Raw genomic sequence first — 2,132 nt, 5'->3', positions numbered from 1 at the left:
CGCCCTTGAAGCTCTGCTGGTAGATCGCACGGATGCGCGCGAGGTACGCCGGATCGTGAAGCTCCCACTGGCCATCGTCGTTGGTGATGGTCAGGTAGCCCTTGCGCTCATCGATATCCAGGCTGTGCCGACCGCCCTTGTCTTCGATGGTGCTGTACGACGTGTGCAGGTGGCTGGATTCGCTGACCGGCGGTGCGGGCGGAGCCGGCGGCGCCACGGGCGCGGCAGGTGCAGCGGGTGCCGGCGGTGGCGCCGGAGGAGGCGGCAGGATGTAGCGTCCCGACGCATCGCGCGGCGTTTTCTTGTCGACGATGACGGCGACGGCGGGTGCGGCTGCCTTGGGGGCAGCCGCAGGCGCCGCGGCGGGTGCCGGCGTGGCGGCGACAGCGGGTGCGGCTTCCGCGGCCGACGCGGCGGCAGGGGCAGCCTGGTCGTTTGGCGCGAGCTCGGATGCCGGGGCGACCACTGGCGTGTCCACGTGCGAGGCGGCGGCGACGATGCGCCACGGCAACGCCGCGGCGAGGGCGAGCGAGGCGATGAACAGGGTGGTGGCGACGCGCGGGCGCGCGTCCTGCGACTGGCCAAGCATGTCGAGTCTCCTCTTCAGGATGCGGAAAGTGGGCGATGCGCCAGGCAAGGCATGGTGCGGGTGGGGCACGACGCCCAGGCGGAGGATGAGGCGCCCATAGGTTCCGGCGGCGAGTCTCCCGCGATCGACGGCGAGCGCATCGCAAGCCGCCTCGCGGCACAGCGCGTACTCGCGGACGGCCAGGTGGGCCATGGGGTGGAAGAAGAACAGCGTCCGCGCGAGGGCGGGAATGCCGCCCAGCAGTAGGTCGCCACGGCGGATGTGCGCGAGCTCATGCATCAGCGCCATCTCGCGCTCGTCGTCACCGAACGTATCGTCGAGCGGCAGCAGGATCGTGGGCCGCAGCATGCCGACGACCTGCGGCGAATCGACCTCGGCCGAGACGGCGAGGCGCGGCGAACGGCGCAGGCCCAGTGCGCGTGCACGCTGGGCGCACAGTGTCTCGAGGCGGACATCGTCATGCGGCAGGGCGCGTGATACGACACCCGCGATGCGCCGCCAGCGAACGACACCGACGATGACCTGCGCGGCGACGAGTACGATCCAGGCGGCCAGCAGGGCCGTGCCCCACGACCATGCCCATGCATCGGCCGGATCGACGGCCGGCATGTCGGTGACGCTCATGGTGACAGGCATGGCAGGGTCGCCTGAAACAATGACGGTCGGTGCGGCAGCGGGAAGCAGCGGCAGATCGATCGTGCCGGGAAGGCACAGGCCGACGACCATCTGCGCGCCGACCAGCCACCACATCCACGAGCGCGTGGCGGCACTCAGCGTGGGGACGAAGCGGCACAACGCCCAGATGAATCCCGCGAACAGTACGGTCTGCAGGGAGGCGGCGGCGAGCCGGGTGAGCAGCGAGTCCAGGAGGATATCCATGGTCAGCGTCCCTTGCGCTTCGATTGCAGTTGCCCGACGAGGGCCTCGAGTTCGGCGAGTTCGCTGTCGCTGACCTGGCCGCGTTCTGCCATCCATGCGACGAAGGGGGAGACGGAGCCCTGCAGGGTGCGCTCGACGAAGCGAGCGACGGCGCCGGTCATGACTTCACCGGATTCGCCGGTGACGCTGTATCGGAACGACCCTTCCGCCTTGCGCCGCGCGAGGTAACCCTTCGCGCGGAGCCGTTCCATCATGGTGAGCACGGTGGAGCGCGCGAGCCCGCGCGGCTCGCCGTACCCGGCGCACACCTCGGCAACCGAGCTCTTCGGCGCTTCCTCGATGTACTGCAAAAGGGCGAGTTCCTGATCGCCGATCGACTTCTTCGCCACGGTGACGCTCCTGACTACAGATGTAGGCAGAATGCGCCTGACTACAGTTGTCGTCAAGTGCTTTGTCGCTGGATGATGACGGTCTCGCTCCGGCATCTCGGCAATCGGTTCATTCGCTGGCGCGAATGCATGTGCTGAGCGGCTTGCGCCGCCTTAGGCTGGATGGTCGCTGGGGTCGGGAGCGGGGGGGGGGGGGGGGGCCCCCCCCGCGGCCCCGCCGGCCCGGGGCGGGGGGCCCCCCCCCGCCCAAACGAGAGGCGAGCCGCCCCCCCCCC

The 2,132-nt window shown here is 70.0% G+C and carries 2 protein-coding genes; both read right to left on the bottom strand.

The features are described 5' to 3' along the window. On the bottom strand, window positions 1-1,468 hold a 1,468-nt coding region (locus ACTHLF_RS20370; RefSeq protein WP_440329920.1), incomplete at its 3' end, for a M56 family metallopeptidase. A 2-nt stretch (window positions 1,469-1,470) separates the two neighbouring features. Continuing rightward, window positions 1,471-1,857: a BlaI/MecI/CopY family transcriptional regulator gene (locus ACTHLF_RS20365; protein WP_440329919.1), complete on the bottom strand. Its 387-nt coding sequence runs from the start codon at window positions 1,855-1,857 to the stop codon at window positions 1,471-1,473. Window positions 1,858-2,132 lie beyond the last annotated feature (275 nt).

Source organism: Luteibacter sp., from assembly GCF_051958795.1.
Lineage (GTDB): Bacteria > Pseudomonadota > Gammaproteobacteria > Xanthomonadales > Rhodanobacteraceae > Luteibacter.
The sequence above is the reverse complement of the archived record's forward strand: the minus strand, read 5'-3'. Positions and strand labels throughout refer to the sequence as shown.